This window comes from Clostridium sp. NSJ-145 (assembly GCF_021044725.1).
GTDB classification, from domain to species: domain Bacteria; phylum Bacillota; class Clostridia; order Clostridiales; family Clostridiaceae; genus Clostridium; species Clostridium disporicum_B.
Map to the genome: position 1 here is coordinate 248,546 of NZ_JAJNOS010000002.1, position 19,194 is coordinate 267,739.

Sequence of the window (19,194 nt, forward strand, 5' to 3'; positions counted from 1 at the left end):
TTTATTGTAAAAAAATCAAATAAAATGATATAATTAATAAAAAAGAAATATAAGGGAAATAAGGATGGGGAAAAAGTATGAATAATAAATATAAAAGTATATTGATTGTAATATTATTCATAATTGTAATTTTTAGTTGTATAGTTGATAAAACCTATGCAGTTGTTAATGATGCAAATCGAAATTTCAAACGTATAACAACTGATGATGGATTATCACAAATTAGTGTTTCTACTATAATTCAAGATAGAAAAGGTTATATGTGGATTGGAACTGGTGATGGGTTAAATAAATATAATGGAAGTAAGTTTCAAGTATATAAATATAATCATAAAGAAAATAGTATAAGTGGAAATTCAATAACAGATTTAAAAGAGGATTTAGATGGAAATATATGGGTGGGAACTACTGCTGGATTAAGCAAGATAAATACGATAACTGATGAAATAACAAATTATTTACCAAATGAAAATGGATGTAATATTTCGCATTATAGAATTAGAGCAATAATGGTAAGTAAAAATGGAGATATTTTAGTAGGAACTAATGATGGATTAAATATTTATGACAGAGAAAATGATAATTTTATAAGAATATATAATTCAGAAGATTACAATAGTTCATTGAGCAATCAAGAAGTATATTCATTAACAGAAGATGTATACGGAAATTATTGGGTAGGAACAAGAAATGGATTAAATAGAATTAATAATAAAACTGGAGTATTGGAAAGATATTTTGCAGATGAAGATGACGAAAATAGTATAAGTCATAATTTTATTTATAGTTTACATGCCGATAATCTAGGATATTTATGGGTTGGAACTTATTATGGAGGACTAAATAAGTTAAATTTGGAAACAGGAGCTATAGAAAAGTTCATGCCTGGTCTTGATAGTGGAATTCCAGGTTACTATATAAGAGATATATTAAGAGATAGTAGGGGAGACGTATGGGTAGCTACTGATAATGGTTTTAGTAAATTCATTGAAGAAGAGAAAAAATTTATTAAATATAAATCTTCTAGATATAACTTAGGTAGTTTAATTAGTAATGATACAATGACTATTTGTGAGGATAGTTCAGGAGCGATTTGGATAGGGACTAGTGAAGGAATAAGTTTATTTAATCCAGAAAATTTATTTAATTATTATAAAGCAGATCCATTTGATAATAACTCTTTAAGCTCTGATAACATAACAGGAATATATGAAGATAATGATGGAATCTTATGGATAGGCACAATGTTTGATGGATTAAATGTTTTTGATAGAAAAAATAATAAATTAATAAGAGTTGACCAGATAGAAGACTATCATGGGGAATTTTATATTAGTAATAACTTAGTTAGAGATATTACTGGAATAGATGATGAGATTTGGATAGCTACTGAAAATGGCTTAGATAAGTATAATAAAAATACAAAGGAGAAAATTCAGTATAGAGAAGAAAGTGGATTACCTTGTAATGATGTAAGAACTTTACTTATAGATAGTGAAGGAATACTATGGATAGGAACAAGGGATGGTATAGGAGTTTCCGATAGAAATGGGAAGTTTGGTAACTATTCACAAGCCTTTGTGGATGCTGGAGTAAATAAATTATCTTTTAATGATATACATGAAGATAAGGATGGAATCATATGGATTGCAGGTAGTATAGAAGATTGGCTAATAAGATTTAATAAAAAGACAGCAGAGATTAAAAAATACAATTATTTTGGGGAGAATAAAGAAGCGAGTAACAATACATATAATTATATTATTTCAATAAATTCTGATTCTAAAGGTAATATCTGGTTAGCTACTGACTATGGTATAATTAAGTTTAATAAGGAAAGTGAAGAGTATAAAAGATATACGGAGGAAGATGGATTACCTAATAATTTTGTATATGGAATTCTACTAGAAGATGAAGAGTATTTATGGGCTAGTACTAACTATGGACTTACTAAATTTAATATAGAAGAAGAAAAGTTTATAAACTATGAGAGTGCTGATGGCATTCAAGGAAATGAATTTAATCAGTATGCTTATTTTAAAAGCAATAGTGGAGAAATGTTTTTTGGTGGAATAAACGGACTAACAAGCTTTAGACCAGAACAAATAAATGAAAAAGAATTTATACCAAATGTTCAAATTGAATCATTATCTACTAATTATGGAAAGTTAATTATATCTGATGAAATAAAGTTAGATTATAAAAACAATCAATTAGAGTTTGAATTCTTTTTACCAGATTATAAAGATAATAGAAAAATAAATTATGCATATAGATTATTTGGACTAGATAAAGAGTGGGTATTTTCAGATAGTAAAACTAGTATTAATTATACAAATATTAACCCAGGAGAATATGAATTTCAAATAGCTGCTAGGAATTCTAGTGGTAAGTGGAGTGATCCTACGAGTATTAAGATTAAAATAGATAATCCACCATGGAAAACTCATTTTGCTTATTTTGGCTATTGTACATTAGTAATTATTATAATTTATGTAATATGGAATAGGGTTAAAATCTTAGATAGTATGGTAAAACAAAGGACACTAGAATTAAATAATAAGTTAATTGAAAATGATATTCTATATTCAAAATTGTTATGTCATGAAAAATATAAAAATAATTATTTCATAAATCTATCGCATGAATTAAGAACTCCATTAAATATAATATCATCTACTCAAAAGGTTATAGAAAATTTAAATAATCAAGAACAGAAAATTTCTAAGGAAAAAATGGCTTATTATATGAATAGTATAAAGAGAAATTGTACAAGGCTTATGAATTTAATAGATAATATAATATATACGTCTAAGATAGAATCTGGAACATATAGGTTGAATTTTAAGCAGCATGATATAGTGTATTTAGTTGAAGAACTAGCATTATCTATGAAGGAATTAATTGAGGAAAATGGTATTGAACTTATTATTGAACCTTTTATAGAAGAAAAGATAATAGAGTGTGATGATATAGAAATTGAAAGAGTTATAATGAATTTAATATCAAATGCTATTAAATTTACAAATAGAGATGGAATAATTCAAGTTTTCATATGGGATTTAGGTGATAGGATAAAAATATCTGTAAAAGATAATGGAATAGGAATAGATCCTAAGTATCATAAGTGTATTTTTGATAGATTTTCACAGACATACTTAGAGAGTACCGAAGAACATGGTGGAAGTGGATTAGGATTAACTTTAAGTAAACAATTAATAGAACTTCATAAGGGTATTATTTGGGTAGAAAGTGAATTAGGTAAAGGTAGTGAATTTATTATTATATTACCTGTAAGACAATAGGAATAAATTGTTTGCAAAGCTCACAGGTGAAAGGTCGACTTCGTCGAAGTGAAAAGGCTACTTTTCACCAAAGTGCTTTGCATTTTATTTTTGTTCTTCTTGTGCTAAATATTAACTTATATAGAAAATATGCTATAATATTTACATAAGGAGGACGTATAGAGATGGCAATATTTAAAAATTTATTTGGCATAAGAGAAATAAAAACACCAGTGTTTTATAAAGATTTTAAAGAAGAAAATAAAGAATTAAGTGACTTATTAGAGTTAAAAGATAAGGTTAAGTCTAGTAAGGTTAAATATATAGAAAGAAATATAGAATTTTTAAATAATGTAATACAAGGGGAAAAGAATGTGTATCTTGAGTTAAAGAATTCTTCTATACCGATGATATGTTTACATGATATAAAAATAAAGGATGGAGACTATATAGCACAATTAGACTTTATAGTAATTACAACTAGGTTTGTTATGATATTAGAGACTAAGGGGCTTAATGGAGAGATACATATAAATGAAGCAGGAGACTTTGTTAGATATATAAAAGATAAAAATAATAAGATTATAGATAGCGAGAAAGTTATTAGTCCTATATTACAAAATAATAAAAATGTAAAAGTAGTTAGAGAGCTTTTAATAGAAGCTGGAATAATTAAAACATTACCTATTTTTTCGAGCGTTATTGTATCAAATGATAAGAGTATAGTTAATAAGAGTAAAGCACCTAAGAAAGTTAAATATGAGATTTTTACTTATGATGAGTTAACAGAACTTATAAATAGAAAATTAAGTTGCTACAGTAAAGAGAAAAAAATGTTTGAAGATAAGATGAAGAAAATAGCTGAATATTTTATAGCAAATAACATTGATATAAAATATGATTATAATAAAAAATACAATTTAACTGAAATAGATTTTATAGAAGTAAAATTAGAAGAAAAATCTATTATAGAGGATATTGGATATAGCTCTAAAGAAGAAGTTATTGATGAAAATTTAAATAATGAGGTTTTAGATAAAGTAAAGTCTTATGAACAGTTAGTTGATGAGCTTAAGAAATATAGAACTTATAAAGCTAGAGAAGAAAATATTAAGCCGTATTATATATATAATGATGAAATGATAGAGGAAATAATTAAGCTTAATCCAGATAATAAAAAGAAGCTTATTCAAATAATAGGTTTTGGACCTAGTAAGATTGATAAGTATGGTCAGGATATAATAGATATACTTAGAGAATAGAGTATATTTTAAAAATAATTATAAGTTATGCTTTAATAGCACCTACAATTAATTTTGTAGGTGTTTTTATTTTAGGAAAGCTATATTCTCATAAATTAGATAGTAACTTTATGAAAATTTAAATTAATATATAAATATTTAAAGAAATGGATAAGCTAAATTAGAGAATACATTTAATTTATAATTATAGGAGGTATTACTATGAAAAATAAAAAAAATAGTAAGGTCAACACTGATCCATCATCTTCAAATTACGCTCAAGATGTAAGAAATAAAGCTCTTGAAAATACTCCTTTTGGAGAAGATGAACCATCTACCAAGACAGATTATAAATAATATGTGTTATTAATTAAGAGACTGTAGAGGTAAAGAATTAACTTTAATCTACAGTCTCTTTTGATTTAAGAAATAAATAATGTGTATAATTAAATATGTTTAAAATAAATTTTGATATATAATGAGAGATAGAAATTAGAAAGGTTGGAGTTAATATGATAAGACCAATTATGAAGGATGTATTATTTTTATCGCAAAAGTCAGAACCTGCAACTAAAAATGATATTGCAGTTGTTGATGATTTAATAGATACATTAAGAGTAAATTTAGAATATTGTGTAGGTATGGCAGCTAATATGATAGGAGTTAAAAAGCGTATATTAGTGTTTAGTATAGGTAATATTATAGTTCCTATGATAAATCCAGTTATATTAAAAAAGGAAAAAGCTTATGAAACAGAAGAAAGCTGTTTATCTTTAACTGGCTTTAGAAAAACAAAGAGATATGAAACAATAGAGGTAGAATATTTCGATAGAGATTTTAAAAAGCATAAACAAATTTTTAATGGATTTACAGCACAGATTATACAACATGAAATTGATCATTTTGAAGGTATAATAATATAAATTAGAAAAAGACTGAAGTATTAAATCATTAGTACTTCAGTCTTTTAAATTTATTCTAAGTTTTTTCCTGTAAAAGCTAAAGGAAGAAGTTCACCAAGGGTATACTCTAAGTATTCTTCTGTACTTTTAGCAATAATTACTTTAAATGTATCTAAATCGCAAAATTCTGCCATAACTTGCCTGCATACAGCACAAGGAGCGCAGAAGTCACCTTCACCAGCTTTAATACCGTGTTTATTACCAACAATAGCTATAGCAGTAAATTTCTTTTCTCCTTCAGAGATTGCTTTGAAAAAAGCAGTTCTTTCAGCACAGTTTGTTGGTGTATATGCAGCATTTTCTATATTACAACCTGTATAAATATTACCGTTATCACATAGTAAAGCTGCGCCTACATCAAAGTTTGAGTATGGAGTGTAGCAAAATTCTTGAGCTGCAAAAGCCTTTTCTATTAATTGTTTTTTATCTATCATAGTATCCCTCCTAATGAGTATTAAAAGATTATATTATTTTAATCATAATTAGCAGAAAAAAATTATATCAAGTAGTTTATTAATATCTTTTACTTTAATGTGCCCTTTATTATAATCAATTATATTATCATTACTTAATTCTTTAATAATTCTGTTAACACTTCTAATGTTTGACCCAACACCTTCTACTAATAAATCTTTATGTATAGTGTCTAAATCATGTTCTTCTAGGAAACGCCATAAAAAGAACGCTAATCTATATTTCAAAGGATAAACTATATTTGCCTTACTATTGATTGAGGTAGTATATAGCTTATGGGACAATTGTATATGTATATATAAAGAAAAATCAGAATCATATCTAATCCAGTCTAAAAAAGACTTTTTAGGTATTTTTATTACTTCACAAGGTTCTAATGCTTCTACATAATTTAATATAGGCTTATCAATAAATATTTCTAACTCACCAAATATTTCATATTCGCAATAGATTCTTTCTAAGTATTTAACTCCAGTAGGAGTTAAAGAATAAACTTTAACTTTACCTTTTTTTATTATATAGACAGAATTAGCAGCTTCATTTTGAAATAAAATCTTATCAAAACTATTAAAAGTTATATTTAAAAAATCTTGCTTTATATGACTAGGACAAGTTTCTAAAAGATAAGATAAACTATTCATTTTAATTCTCTCCTTATTAATAAAGTAAATAGATTATATCATATAAATTATGATAAATAAGATATATAAAATAATTTAAGGACAAATGTCCAAAATATAAATATTATAATTATGAAAATTGATATAATATAATAAAGTTTTAATTTATTTTATTATTAGGGGTAAGGGGAGTAATATGTTAGTAGATAGAGAAAAAGCTCTAAGAGCATTTAATGATTATGTAGAAAAATATGATATAAATAATGAGAAAATAAGACTTAAAACAGAACATACTTATCGTGTATGTGAGCTGTGTGAAAAGATAGCATTAAGTTTAAAGTTAAGTGATGAAGAAGTTAATATAGCATGGCTAACAGGTCTTCTTCATGATGTAGGTAGATTTGAACAAGTAAAGAGATATGGAACATTTAATGATCCTAAGTCTGTTAATCATGCTAAATTAGGTAGTGAAATTCTATTTAATGATGGAATAATAAGAAATTTTATAGAAGATATGTCTGAAGATAATCTAATAAAATGTGTTATTGATAATCATAACGCATACAGAATAGAAGAAGGTATTTCTGAAAGATATAAGACATTTTGCAATATACTAAGAGATGCAGATAAGATTGATATATTTAAAGTAAATGCTATAATTCCAGCAGAGGAAATTTATAATGTGACAAATGAAGAGTTGTATTCTTCAGAAGTTACAAAAGAAGTTTTAGATAATTTTAAGAGAAGAGATACAATCTTAAGAACATTGAAAAAGACTGCTGTTGATAATGTTGTTGGACATATTTCTCTTATATTTGGGCTTGTATACGATGAAAGTATAAGAACGGTTGAAAGGCAAGGATATTTAAAGGAGCTTATTGAATTTAAATCGGAGAATGAGTCAACTAATAAACAATTTGATGAGATTAGAAAAATTGTAAGAGAGTATATTGAAGAAGTTTAGAAAAATGGCAAGTTACAAGTGATAAGTTAAGGGTGAAATAGATAGCAGTTTATTTAAATTATATTTATTTGCTAACTTATCACTTGTTGCTATTAAGTAAATACATTAAGTCTTTGAAGTATTGAAATACTAAAAATTACATTATATTTATAAAGCAGTATATAAAGTTATTTACCACTATCACCGTAATTTGATAGCACTCTTGCGCTAGGGTCGCTTACGTCACAGCCTTCCCAGGATTTATTTGGCATCCAAAAGTCGTGAATCATTTCGGCTTGATTTGGATAGTGTTTTTCAAAAATCTCTCTATATAATAAAGATTCCTTTGTAAATGGCTTAGCATGATAATTGTACTTTTTAGAAAGATATTCAAATTCATCATCAGAATATTTTAATTCTGCATATTCTTTTAAATAATCTACCATAGAATGACCTACAGCATCACTGAAAGCAGCTTTTTCACGATATAATATACTAAATGGTAGATATTCATCTTCAAAAGCATGTCTTAATAAATATTTTCCCATGTTATATTTATTTAATTTCTTTTCTGGATTAATTGACATAACATATTTTACAAAATCTAAATCACCAAATGGAACTCTTGCTTCTAAGGAATTGGAGCTTATACATCTATCAGCTCGAAGTACATCGTACATATAAAGTTCTTTTACTCTTTTTACTGATTCTTTTTGAAACTCTTCTGCATTTGGAGCAAAATCTGTATACTTATATCCAAATAATTCATCAGATATTTCACCCGTTAGTAGAACTTTTACATTAGAAGTTTTATGAATTTGCTTACATAACAAGTACATACCTATACTTGCTCTAATAGTAGTAATATCAAAAGTACCAAGGATTTTAATAACTTCATCAAGAGATTCAAGAACATCTTCTTTTGTCATATAAAAAGCTGTATGGTCACTATTAATATAATCAGCAACTTCTCTAGCATATTTTAAATCTATTGCATCTTCACTCATTCCTATACAGAATGTCTTTATTTGTATATTAGGATGTAATTTTTGAGCAATAGAGCAAACTAACGAACTGTCTAATCCGCCACTTAATAAAAAGCCAACAGGAGCATCTGCATCCATACGCTTCTCAATAGCAGTAACTAATTTATCATGAATATTACTGCAAATTGTATCTAGGGTATCATCACAATAATCATGGTCTAAAGCTGTAATGTCGCAATAGCAAGTGAATTTACCATCTGCATAATAATGACCAGGTGGAAATGGTATGATTTTATGGGTTAAACCAACTAAGTTTTTTGCTTCACTAGCAAAGAGTATTTTCCCAGAGTTAGAATAGCCATAAAATAAAGGTCTAATTCCTATAGGATCTCTAGCAGCAATATAAGAATCTTTTTTACTATCATAAATAACAGTTGCAAACTCAGCATCTAATTTAGAAAACATATCTAGTCCATACTCATAATACATTGGAAGTAGAATTTCACAATCACTATTAGAAATAAATTTGTACCCTTTAGAAATTAAATTGTCTTTAATAGCGCGAAAACCATATATTTCCCCATTACATATGGCAGCATCATTATTATTAGTGAATGGTTGCATTCCACTATGGCTTAAATCCATAATGGAAAGCCTTTGAAATCCCATGATACCAGATTTAAGATGTAGAAACCTTGTCATATCTGGGCCTCTAGTTTCTGTTATTTGTAATGCTTCTTCAAATTTTTCAAATTTAATGTCTGTGCCAGTATAACACATAATTGTACACATAGTACAAGCCCCCTTTTTAAATATAAAAATAGCCTCAATTCATCTTAATATATAGGACGAATTGAGGCTTATCCGCGGTACCACCTAATTTACCATAAAGGTCTCTCTTTCCAGCAAGTACTGGTATCTATGTAACGTATAGAATACGGCGTACCTACTATTTCTCATCAAAAACAAACATAATGCTTGTATTTTAAAAAGAAATTTCAGATTGCAGCTACGGAGTGTTATTCAAAAAAACTCTGCCACTGGGTTTACACTGTCTCCAGCTCACTGTAGGTGAATATTTTTTTTACTTGTCTCCATCATTGCCTTTCAAACAATTTTTATAAATATAAAGTTTGCTAAAGTAAGAGTAAAGACTTTTTTTAAATCAAATAGTTAAAAAAACTGTAATAATATCACTAGTTTTTAAGATATATTATGCAAGTTTTAAAGATGTGTGAACAAGAAAAAGAGATATATAGCAATATATACAATGTTTCGAACAATATTTACCTATTAATCGTAGAGAAAGCAATATATAATGAGAATGAAAATGTTAACAATTAAACAATTAGGGGGAAGAAAAATGAAGAAAAGATTAATAGCTGCTTTAGCTATACTTACACTTGCTTTCGGATTAACTTCATGTACAACAGAAACAAAAGATAAAGGAAGTGAAACAACACAACCAGTAGTAGAAACATTTGCTGCTGAGTATGAAATGAAAGGTACTACATCAGCTGGAAAGCCTAAAAATGATACGTTTATCTTTGAAGGAACTACTGAGGATGGAATTATTACAGAATTAAATTTCGATATTATCCGTAATAAAGGTACAGAAGGAGAATATTCTAAAAAAGATATAATGGGATATCAAATGAATGTTTCTGATGTACAAATTGAAAAAGTTGGAGAAGATTTTAAATTAACAAAGTTAAGCGCTGCTGGTTATGATCCTGCTTTTGAAGGTGGACAATATATGATAACAGCATCAGCAGATATTATTAATGATACAACTAAATTTAAAGATTTAACTTTTATAAATCTAGCTACACAAGGTGAATTAGAATTTGATAAAGCCATTGCTGGTTACAAATATGTAGCTGTAGAAGCTGGAATTGAAGATTTAAATGAAGATACTTTAGTTAAAGACATAATAGCTAAATATGATTTACATAAGGATGGTTCTTTTGTAGAAGGAACTAATAGAATTTCTTTTGCAGGGTTTAATGGTGGAAGAAGCTATGGAGAACAAATCGATGCTATAGCTATTCATATATTAGATAGTAAAATGACATTAGAAGATGTTTACGAAATGTTCAAAACAATTAACCAAATAGACCAACCAATTGAAGAAAGAGATGCAGTATCAGGAGCTACTATTTCATTTGTTGGAGATTTCCAAAGAATGGTTTATGTTGCTATGAATGGAGAACTTTTTGAAGGTGTTGTAACACATACAATAACAGATGGAAATACAAAGGTAGAAGTAGTTACTCAAGGATACGGTGGAGAAATAGAAACTCACGTAACATTTGATAGTACTGGTAAAATTATAGAAATAAAAGTTAGGGATGCTAATGAGACAGATGGTATAGGTGCTGTATTAACTACTGAAAATTCTGAGTTTATAAATGCTTTAGTAGCAGGACAAGATAACTTAGAAGGTGTTGAAGTAGTATCAGGAGCTACAAAAACTTCTGAAGCTTTAGTTAAAGCTGCTAACTTTGCAGTAGAATATTACAAAGGTTTATAATATGAAAATAAAAAACTCCTTGATATGAATCAGGGAGTTTTTTATATAAATACTAATCTTTAAATCCATAAGCAGATGTTTTTGTAGCTGATAAAGCTTCATTGACATTTGATAAAGTATTTTGTAAAAGTTGCTTGTTATCATTATCTTCAACAGTGTTAATAGCTTCAAGAAGCAGTGATTGAGCATAAAGAACATCATTAAGGGCAGCTTTTAGTTCTTCTTTTGCATTAGGTTTATGTCCCATAAGAAATCCTCCTTAATCTTTAAAATGAAGAAGTGTATATTGAGCTGAATCTAATGCACTTCCAACAGCCTTTAAGGCTGCATGTATTTCGGTTCTATTATGAGTACCTTCAGAATGAAGATAAGCAGAGTTTAAATGATTTTCACAACAACATAATTCATCAATAACTTCTCTTAGATTATCTTTAGCATTATAAGGCATAGTTCACACCACCTTTAAAAAAGATTATAAATATATTTTGTGTAGAAATATGAAAAAAGATTATAGTAAAAAGTATTAAATAAAGGTAGTGTAAGGGAATTGTTTTTGTTGAATATAAACAATTTAGTTTAATAGCGCCTTTTATATAAAAATTAAGGAATAATTAAATTAAAATTAACAGAAAATATGACTATATATGTCCTGTTTAAGGTTTAATATATGAAATTGAAAAGAGGATATATTTATAGAAAATTATTTAAATACGAGGTGTAATATGAACGATTTTATAAGACAAGCACAAGAGATAAAAAATGATTTAATAACATATAGAAGAACTATGCATAATAACCCGGAGGTTGGAGCTGAATTACCACAAACAAAAGCTTATGTTATGAATAAGTTAAGAGAGTTTGGATATGAGCCAAAAGAGATTTGCGAAAGTGGGATAGTAGCTACAATAGAAGGGAATAAGCCAGGAAAAACATTTTTATTAAGAGCAGATATGGATGCACTACCAATGGTTGAAGCAACTGAGTGCGATTTTAAATCAACAAATGGATGTATGCATTCTTGCGGTCATGATATGCATACTGCAATGCTTTTAGGGGCAGCTAGATTACTTAAGCAAAATCAAGATAAAATTGAAGGTACTGTTAAACTAGCATTCCAACCAGACGAAGAAGGTTTTACTGGGGCTAAAAAGATGATAAAAGCAGGTGTACTTGAAAATCCTAAAGTAGATGCAGCTATGGCTATGCATGTTCACTCTGGCACACCTTCAAATGTAGTATTATATGGTTTAGGTACTAGCATTGCTGGATGTAATAGATTCAGAATAGTTGTAAATGGTAGAGGATGTCATGGAGCAATGCCAGAAACAGGAGTAGATCCTATTAATATAGCAGCTCATATATATATATCTTTACAAGAAATAATAAGTAGAGAAATATCTGCAACTAAACCTGCTGTAGTAACAATAGGTAAATTTGCTGGTGGAGATGCTCCAAACATAATCCCAGGAGAAGTTATTATGGAAGGTACAATAAGAAGTTTAGATAAAGAAGTTGGTGAATTTATCTTTAATAGAATTAATGAAATAGTAACATCAACAGCAAAAATGTTTAGAGGCGAAGCAGAACTAATAGAGTTATCTTCAGTTCCACCTTTAACTAATGATACAGATTTAGCTAATGAACTTGGAACATATGTAAAAGAATTAATTGGAGAACAAGCTGTTGTTTCATTCCAAGGTGGAGGTATGGGATCAGAAGATTTTGCATCTTATTCATATGAAGTACCAAGCACTTACTTTATGTTAGGAGCAGGTATAAAGCAAGAAAATCCACTATATGGAGAACCAATGCATAATGAGAAGGTTGTATTTAATGAAGATATATTAACTACAGGGGCAGCAATGCATGCTTATTGTGCAATTAAGTGGTTACAAAATAATAAGTAATTGATAATAATTTTATAAATTATAAGGAGCTAGATATGAGATTATTAGAAATACTATTTTATTTATTAAAATGTAACTCTAAAACTACAATTAAAGAATTAGCTAATAGATTTAACGTATCACAAAAAACTATACAAAGAGACTTAGATAAACTATCTGTTTTAGGTATTCCTATAATCTCATATAGAGGAGTTAATGGTGGAATTGAATTAGACAAAAACTATATAATAGCTAAATATGTATTAACAGAAAATGATTATAGAGACTTAATATTATCATTATATATTTCTGAACAAGTAATAGACGATTTAAAAAAATCAGATCTTATTGATAAATTTAAACTTATTAATTATGATAAATGCACAGAGATACTAGATAAATTAGAGGATAGATTTATAGTAGACCTAGATGATAGAAATAGAGTTATTAATAATGAAGTTTGTAAGATTATAGATAAAGCTTTAGATAAAAAAACATATGTGAAATTAGAGATTAAAGAAAAAAATATAGAAGTGTTTCCGATTTCGTATGTATTAAAAAAAGAAGGTTTATATTTATATTGTTATGATGACAAGTATAAATTGATATTAATAGATAATATATGTAATGCAACAGATTGCGAGAGAGTTTTTAATGGAGAAATAGTTAAATATAAGGATAATAAAGATGAGATTATAATTACATAATAGATATTTGCTTATTACTATATTTGAGAATATTCAAAGATTCTCAGGTAGTCAATTTGATTCTGTAATTGTAAAAGTATTTATGGAAGTAGTGTAGAAGGAACATTTTAAATATAAAAGTTAATAAATTATAAGTAACAAAATAAAGTTTAAGGACACAATTTTACTGATTGTGTCCTTAACTTTTAGCTAAATAGTTAATAAATGTTAATTTGATGATTAAATGGTATAATGATAGATGATAAGTAGGCGTAAAAGCATTTATCGAGAAAATGAGGGTCATTAAAAATATATTTTTAGAAAGAATATATAATAAAGACAAAAGAAGAGGAGAGAGAGATGGGAAATAAAAAAAGAAATAATTTAGGAACGGAATCTATAAGTAGATTATTAAGAGCTTTTGCAGTTCCAAGTATAATAGCTATGCTAGTAAGTGCATTATACAATATTGTTGACCAGTTTTTTATTGGAAGAAGTGTCGGTGAACTTGGTAATGCAGCTACTAATATAACATTTCCACTTACTACGTCATGCATAGCAATTGCATTACTATTAGGTATAGGTGCTGCATCAGCTTTTAATCTTACATTAGGAGAAGGAAATAAGGATAAGGCACTTTATTTTGTTGGAAATTCTGCACTATTACTTTTTACTTCAGGAGTAGTTTTGTGTATTATAATTCAAATATTTTTAGAGCCAATGCTCGTGTTTTTTGGATCACCTGAAAATGTATTAGGTTATGCTAAGAGTTATACAAGAATAACTGCAATAGGATTTCCATTTTTAATATTTGCTACAGGTGGAGGACATTTAATAAGGGCAGATGGTAGTCCTAAATACAGTATGCTATGCAATTTATCAGGAGCCATAATAAATGTAATTTTAGACCCTATATTTATTTTTGGATTAAATATGGGGATGGCAGGAGCAGGATTAGCTACTATAATTGGTCAGATTTTTGGAGCAGGGCTAGCTTTAAGATATATGTTTAATTATAAAACAGGAAGATTATATAAGAAACATTTAATACCTAGATGGAAGTTTGTAAAAAGAATAATTTCCTTAGGAGCTGCACCTTGCTTTAACCAGCTTGCTATGATGATAGTACAGATAGTAATGAATAAATCATTAACATATTATGGTGCTTTATCTGTATACGGTGAATCAATACCACTAGCATGTGCAGGTATAATTACAAAGGTAAATCAAATATATATGTCAATAGTAATAGGACTTTCACAAGGATTACAACCTATAGTAAGCTTTAACTATGGAGCAAGAAAATTTGATAGAGTAAAGAAGGCGTATTTAATAGCTATAAGTTATGGCGTTATAGTCTCAATAATAGCATTTTTAGTATTTCAGTTTCTACCAAGACAGATTGTTTCTATATTTGGTTCAGGATCAGAAGCTTACTATACCTTTGCGGTAAAATATTTTAGGATATTTTTATTATTTACCTTTTTAAATTGTTTCCAACCTATATCATCTAATTTTTTTACAGCTATAGGTAAGCCAAAGAAAGGTATATTTCTTTCACTAACAAGACAAATATTATTTTTGTTGCCATTAATAGTGATTTTGCCTTTATTTATAGGAATTGATGGAATAATGTATTCAGGACCTATTGCTGATTTAATAGCAGGTGTAGTATCTATTATTATGATATATGTTGAGTTTAGAGCAATTGGTAGCAATAAACTTTCAAAAGCTGAGGGTTTATAAATTGAAAATTAATATAAAGTTAGTTCTACTTTAAAGATAGAATGGTTTTTATAAAATGAATATATCGCTTAGGATATAGGAGATTGATGCTAAATAAAATTTTATATAAAATAAAAAGCAACTGATTAACAGTTGCTTTTTTATGGAGCGGGTAGTGGGAATCGAACCCACCTTTCCAGCTTGGAAGGCTGGAGTATTACCGATATACGATACCCGCATATTATGGTGGAAACAACAGGGATCGAACCTGTGACCCTCTGCTTGTAAGGCAGATGCTCTCCCAGCTGAGCTATGCTTCCAAGTTGTTTTATAGTTGTCTCGTTGACAATAAATATAATAAATTATTTTTTAAAAAAGGTCAACACTTTTTATTAAAAAAATATCATTTATAGTTAAGGGTTAATAGTGGGGTAATTTGGATAATATAGTTACTATGTAGAATTTAGAAAAAGAGAGGTAGTAATTATGGCAATAGAAAAGGTAAGAGAATATTTTAAAAAATACGGAATAGAAGATAAAATTCAAGAATTTGATGTATCAAGTGCAACAGTAGAACTAGCAGCAAAGGCTCTTCATTGTGAGCCTAAAAGGATAGCTAAGACACTTTCATTTATAGTAAATGATTCTGTAATTTTAATAGTGGTAGCAGGTGATGCTAAGATAGATAATAAAAAATATAAGCAGAAATTCTCAACAAAGGCGAAGATGATTCCAGTAGAGGAAGTGGTTGAATTAGTAGGACATGGAGTTGGAGGGGTATGCCCATTTGCTATAAATGAAGGAATTAATGTATATTTAGATGAATCATTAAAGAGGTTCAATACAGTGTTTCCTGCTTGTGGAAGTAGTAATAGTGCAATTGAACTTACTATTCCTGAAATTGAGAAATATTCAAATTATGATTCATGGGTTGATGTCTGCAAAGAATGGAATGAGATTTAAGCTCATTCTTTTTTTGTAAAATAATTTAGTAGTAAATTCATTTGATTCAAATTAATTAAATTAAAGCATATTTTCTTTTAATAAAAGCAAAATAATGGGAAAAAAAGTGGTTGAATTTTGGTGAAAAATGGATTAGAATTGTTGTGTGAAAAATGGGTTATATTGTAATAATTTTGTATTTTAAATACTAAGAGGGAGTTAGACTTTATGAAAAAGGGTAAGAAAATTTTAGAAGTACTACTGATTATTTTTGTTGTTTTTATGTGTAGTTCAAGTATAACTTTGGCAGAAACAGAAAAATGTGCATCAGCATTTAACGTTCTAATTATTAATTCTTATCATATAGGACATTATTGGGAATCTTATGTAATTGAAGGCTTTAGAGAGGCTGCTGAAGCTTATAATCAAAATGAAATTAATATAAAAGTGGAATATTTTGATTTTAGAAGTAGAAATGATGAAAAGTATATTGCAAGTTTTCTAGAATTTATTGAAATGAAATATCCTAAAGGAAGTATTGATGCAATATATACTATCGATGATGAAGCCTTTTCTGTAATATCACCACAGATAACAAATGAATATAGTGAACTATATCACGTTCCTTTAGTATTTAGTGGTGTTGACTCAAATATTTCATTTACAGAGGAACAAAAGAAGTACATAACAGGTATTTATCAAAGAGATGTTACCCTAGAGGGCTTTAATTTAATATTACAAATGGATAATACTATTGATTGTATTAATATTATAACTGAGAGCTCAGGTTTTGGAAATAATCTTATTGGAAAGTCTACTAATATAGTTACTGAGCATTTAGGAAATGAGATAGAGCTTAATATTATCCAAAGTGATTACATAGAAGATATTGAAATAAAATTAAAAGAATATCAGTCTACTAGGGACAATGATGATAAGAAAGAAGTTATTCTTTTAGGAGGAGAATTTCAATATAAAGATACTGGGGCATTCCTAGACCCTAAGAGATCTGTTGAGATTATAAAAGAATATTTACCTTGGCCAATTTATACAAATGATCCTACTTATATTTATGCTGATATTTTAGGTGGTTGTATGGATATTGGGCAATTACAGGGTAAGGAAATTTTTGATAGAGTTAAGCGAATGGTTGAAGGTGAGGATGTATCGGATATAGAAAGCACTTTTGCACCAGATCCAAAATGGATTTTAAAATATGATGAAATATATAAGTATAATATAAATATAAGGAATATACCTAGAAAATGTATAATAATAGATAAAGCATTTTACCAATTACTTCTACCAAGTTGTATAAAAAAAGTTATTTGTGTTGTATTAATTTGCATATTCATTTTAATAGTATTTTTAGTACATAAAATAATAAGTATGATAAAAAGAATTAAGAAGAAAGAACGAGAAAGAGAAATAGAGATTGCACGAGAAAAGATGCAAACAGATTTTATTGTTAATATTAGTCATGAATTAAGAACTCCTATTAATATTATTCTATCAGGTATAAGTCTGGTTAAGATGCAGTTAAATAAAGGCTATAATGAATTGGATAATAAGTATCTAGAAGAGAAGCTTAATATTATTAATCAAAATGCTTATAGATTATTAAAACTAGCTAATAATATTATAGATGTTAAAGAAATAGAATCTGGGGTTATTAAATTAAATAAGAAAAATGTAAATATTGTTGAAATAGTAGAAGCTATATTTACTGAAACTATTGACTATGCTAGTAAGAAAAATATTAACATGATTTTTGATACTTATGAAGAATAGATAGTTGTATCAGTAGATATAGAAATAATTCAAAGAATTGTATTAAATATATTATCTAATGCTATAAAATTCACACCTGATGGAGGGACAATCTATACGAATGTAAAAAATGATAATAACTACATCATTATAGAGATAATAGATACAGGTATTGGCATTCCAAAAGAAAAGTTAGAAACTATTTTTTATAGATTTTATCAAGTAGATAATTCATTATCACGTGTTAATGAAGGTAGTGGAATAGGGCTTAGTATAGCAAAAGAATTAGTAGAATTGCATGATGGAAAAATAGAAGTAGAAAGCCAATTAGAAAAAAGTACTACTGTTAGAGTATTTTTACCTGCAATATACGATGATAAAGCTAATAACATAATTTTTAATGAAAATATAAATAAAGCGATAAGTACAGCAATTAGTACAGAGATGGCAGATGTATTAAAATAATTAGTAAAAAGATGCACTTACGATTTATATTGTAAGTGTATTTTTATATAGTATAAAAATACGTAATACAAATATAAACGCATTGATTTTTTATTTTTTAAAATTGATGTGTTTTTTTATTTCATAAAAATTTAAGAGTAAGATATTTTATATTTATTGAAAAAGATTATCATTTGTATTGACAAATAAATAACTAATTAGTATAATAATAGAAAATGATATTTATTATTAATTAAGTAAAAATTTTGGAGGATATAACCATGGAGGGATTACTAAGTAGAATGTTTTTTTCAAAATCAAAAGGAAAAGACAAAGCTATTTCAACAATAGAAAATCTAAGCCAAGGGAAAGTTAATAGGGAGTATGTAATTACAAATATAAAAAGTAATGATGAAGAAATGGAAAAATTTCTATTTTCACTTGGGTGTTATGAAGGTGAAATAGTTACTTTAGTCTCTATTTTAGGGGATACTTATGTAATCAAGATAAAAGATGGAAGATACAGCATAGACAAGCAATTAGCGACAGCTATAAGTGTAAAAAATATATAAAATAATAGAATCTGTTAAGTTGATATGAAAAAATAGCTTGATTTTTCATAGAATTCCTCGCTCTTTGAAAATTATATAAGTTTGAATATTTTATTGTATGGCAAACAAAGCCTGCAATAAATTGAT

General features: G+C 27.5%; 18 protein-coding genes, 2 tRNA genes and 1 other annotated feature. Of the genes, 13 read left to right on the forward strand and 7 right to left on the reverse strand.

The window, feature by feature from the left end; genetic code table 11:
* Nucleotides 1-77 precede the first annotated feature (77 nt).
* The 4 genes from LQE93_RS03745 (at nt 78) to LQE93_RS03755 (ending at nt 5,448) form a co-directional block, all read left to right on the forward strand.
* Complete coding sequence (locus tag LQE93_RS03745) at nt 78-3,305, forward strand: ligand-binding sensor domain-containing protein (protein WP_231072071.1); 3,228 nt, start codon at nt 78-80, stop codon at nt 3,303-3,305.
* Between the two features lie 164 nt (nt 3,306-3,469).
* Nucleotides 3,470-4,546, forward strand: a complete 1,077-nt coding sequence (locus LQE93_RS03750; RefSeq protein WP_231072078.1) for an HRDC domain-containing protein — start codon at nt 3,470-3,472, stop codon at nt 4,544-4,546.
* Between the two features lie 201 nt (nt 4,547-4,747).
* On the forward strand, nt 4,748-4,882 hold the full coding sequence (locus LQE93_RS16770; RefSeq protein WP_269144317.1) for a hypothetical protein: 135 nt from the start codon (nt 4,748-4,750) through the stop codon (nt 4,880-4,882).
* 155 nt (nt 4,883-5,037) lie between these two features.
* Nucleotides 5,038-5,448, forward strand: coding sequence for a peptide deformylase (locus tag LQE93_RS03755; protein ID WP_055266285.1), 411 nt, complete (start codon nt 5,038-5,040; stop codon nt 5,446-5,448).
* Nucleotides 5,449-5,498: 50 nt separating this feature from the next.
* On the opposite strand, the gene LQE93_RS03760 is transcribed toward LQE93_RS03755, so the two are convergent.
* Both LQE93_RS03760 and LQE93_RS03765 read right to left on the reverse strand, forming a co-directional pair.
* Nucleotides 5,499-5,921, reverse strand: coding sequence for a cytidine deaminase (locus tag LQE93_RS03760; RefSeq protein ID WP_055266283.1), 423 nt, complete (start codon nt 5,919-5,921; stop codon nt 5,499-5,501).
* Nucleotides 5,922-5,969: 48 nt separating this feature from the next.
* Complete coding sequence (locus LQE93_RS03765) at nt 5,970-6,602, reverse strand: Crp/Fnr family transcriptional regulator (RefSeq protein ID WP_055266281.1); 633 nt, start codon at nt 6,600-6,602, stop codon at nt 5,970-5,972.
* Between the two features lie 175 nt (nt 6,603-6,777).
* On the opposite strand from LQE93_RS03765, the gene LQE93_RS03770 reads away from it, so the two are divergent.
* Nucleotides 6,778-7,545, forward strand: a complete 768-nt coding sequence (locus LQE93_RS03770) for an HD domain-containing protein (protein ID WP_186839730.1) — start codon at nt 6,778-6,780, stop codon at nt 7,543-7,545.
* 167 nt (nt 7,546-7,712) lie between these two features.
* On the opposite strand, the gene asnB is transcribed toward LQE93_RS03770, so the two are convergent.
* Nucleotides 7,713-9,302 carry an asparagine synthase B gene (gene asnB, locus LQE93_RS03775; protein ID WP_231072079.1) on the reverse strand — a complete coding sequence of 530 codons (1,590 nt, stop codon included), beginning with the start codon at nt 9,300-9,302 and terminating at the stop codon, nt 7,713-7,715.
* A 49-nt stretch (nt 9,303-9,351) separates the two neighbouring features.
* Nucleotides 9,352-9,620 (reverse strand) — a binding site (T-box leader).
* A gap of 253 nt (nt 9,621-9,873) precedes the next feature.
* Here asnB and LQE93_RS03780 point away from each other — a divergent pair.
* The gene (locus tag LQE93_RS03780; protein WP_231072081.1) at nt 9,874-11,043 is read left to right on the forward strand and encodes an FMN-binding protein; all 1,170 of its coding nucleotides are present in this window, start codon (nt 9,874-9,876) and stop codon (nt 11,041-11,043) included.
* A 52-nt stretch (nt 11,044-11,095) separates the two neighbouring features.
* Here LQE93_RS03780 and LQE93_RS03785 read toward each other — a convergent pair whose 3' ends face one another.
* Both LQE93_RS03785 and LQE93_RS03790 read right to left on the reverse strand, forming a co-directional pair.
* Complete coding sequence (locus LQE93_RS03785) at nt 11,096-11,290, reverse strand: hypothetical protein (protein WP_055266272.1); 195 nt, start codon at nt 11,288-11,290, stop codon at nt 11,096-11,098.
* A 12-nt stretch (nt 11,291-11,302) separates the two neighbouring features.
* The gene (locus LQE93_RS03790) at nt 11,303-11,491 is read right to left on the reverse strand and encodes a hypothetical protein (protein WP_055266270.1); all 189 of its coding nucleotides are present in this window, start codon (nt 11,489-11,491) and stop codon (nt 11,303-11,305) included.
* A 274-nt stretch (nt 11,492-11,765) separates the two neighbouring features.
* Here LQE93_RS03790 and LQE93_RS03795 point away from each other — a divergent pair, with 274 nt between their 5' ends.
* From LQE93_RS03795 to LQE93_RS03805, 3 genes are all read left to right on the forward strand, one after another.
* The gene (locus LQE93_RS03795) at nt 11,766-12,950 is read left to right on the forward strand and encodes a M20 metallopeptidase family protein (protein WP_186839700.1); all 1,185 of its coding nucleotides are present in this window, start codon (nt 11,766-11,768) and stop codon (nt 12,948-12,950) included.
* A 35-nt stretch (nt 12,951-12,985) separates the two neighbouring features.
* A complete protein-coding gene (locus LQE93_RS03800) occupies nt 12,986-13,636 on the forward strand; it encodes a helix-turn-helix transcriptional regulator (protein ID WP_055266266.1) in 651 nt (216 codons plus the stop codon).
* 339 nt (nt 13,637-13,975) lie between these two features.
* Nucleotides 13,976-15,361 carry an MATE family efflux transporter gene (locus tag LQE93_RS03805; protein WP_231072083.1) on the forward strand — a complete coding sequence of 462 codons (1,386 nt, stop codon included), beginning with the start codon at nt 13,976-13,978 and terminating at the stop codon, nt 15,359-15,361.
* 143 nt (nt 15,362-15,504) lie between these two features.
* Here LQE93_RS03805 and LQE93_RS03810 read toward each other — a convergent pair.
* Together LQE93_RS03810 and LQE93_RS03815 are read right to left on the reverse strand one after the other, a co-directional pair.
* Nucleotides 15,505-15,578: transfer RNA gene (locus tag LQE93_RS03810), tRNA-Gly, on the reverse strand.
* 6 nt (nt 15,579-15,584) lie between these two features.
* Nucleotides 15,585-15,660: transfer RNA gene (locus tag LQE93_RS03815), tRNA-Val, on the reverse strand.
* Nucleotides 15,661-15,826: 166 nt separating this feature from the next.
* Between LQE93_RS03815 and LQE93_RS03820 the strand changes: the two genes are divergently transcribed.
* The 4 genes from LQE93_RS03820 (at nt 15,827) to LQE93_RS03835 (ending at nt 19,068) form a co-directional block, all read left to right on the forward strand.
* A complete protein-coding gene (locus LQE93_RS03820) occupies nt 15,827-16,303 on the forward strand; it encodes a YbaK/EbsC family protein (protein ID WP_055266262.1) in 477 nt (158 codons plus the stop codon).
* 207 nt (nt 16,304-16,510) lie between these two features.
* On the forward strand, nt 16,511-18,073 hold the full coding sequence (locus LQE93_RS03825) for a sensor histidine kinase (RefSeq protein ID WP_231072085.1): 1,563 nt from the start codon (nt 16,511-16,513) through the stop codon (nt 18,071-18,073).
* Nucleotides 18,074-18,100: 27 nt separating this feature from the next.
* Nucleotides 18,101-18,517: a sensor histidine kinase gene (locus LQE93_RS03830; RefSeq protein WP_331000404.1), complete on the forward strand. Its 417-nt coding sequence runs from the start codon at nt 18,101-18,103 to the stop codon at nt 18,515-18,517.
* A gap of 260 nt (nt 18,518-18,777) precedes the next feature.
* Nucleotides 18,778-19,068: a FeoA family protein gene (locus tag LQE93_RS03835; protein WP_084759007.1), complete on the forward strand. Its 291-nt coding sequence runs from the start codon at nt 18,778-18,780 to the stop codon at nt 19,066-19,068.
* The last annotated feature ends 126 nt before the right edge of the window (nt 19,069-19,194 follow it).